This is a genomic window from Pseudoalteromonas sp. P1-13-1a (assembly GCF_001401875.1).
Lineage (GTDB): Bacteria > Pseudomonadota > Gammaproteobacteria > Enterobacterales > Alteromonadaceae > Pseudoalteromonas.
Map to the genome: position 1 here is coordinate 1 of NZ_LKDV01000092.1, position 451 is coordinate 451.

The 451-nt window shown below is 41.7% G+C and carries 2 tRNA genes; both read left to right on the forward strand.

The features are described 5' to 3' along the window. Window positions 1-117 precede the first annotated feature (117 nt). A tRNA-Ile gene (locus tag AN391_RS19930) sits at window positions 118-194 on the forward strand. 43 nt (window positions 195-237) lie between these two features. Further along, window positions 238-313, forward strand: a tRNA-Ala gene (locus AN391_RS19935). The last annotated feature ends 138 nt before the right edge of the window (window positions 314-451 follow it).

Below are 451 nucleotides of genomic sequence, written 5' to 3' on the forward strand. Positions count from 1 at the left end.
AAGGTAGCCCTAGGGGAACCTGGGGCTGGATCACCTCCTTATACGATTTAGAACTTATTTGTTCGTAGTGTCCACACAGATGATTGTTAATTGTAAAGAGAACAACACTTATTGTTTGGGTCTGTAGCTCAGTTGGTTAGAGCGCACCCCTGATAAGGGTGAGGTCGGTGGTTCAAATCCACCCAGACCCACCACTTCTTTTGAAGTGTCATAACAGACAATAAGACCAGCATATGTGGGGCTATAGCTCAGCTGGGAGAGCGCCTGCCTTGCACGCAGGAGGTCAGCAGTTCGATCCTGCTTAGCTCCACCACTTTACTTCTTAAAAATAAATATTCTTTATCGGGTAGCAATAACACCTGAGAATAGAGTGTGTTTAATTTTGAGAAGTTTTTGATTCTCTGCTCTTTAAAAATTTGGAAAAGCTGATAATAAAATTCTGATAAATATT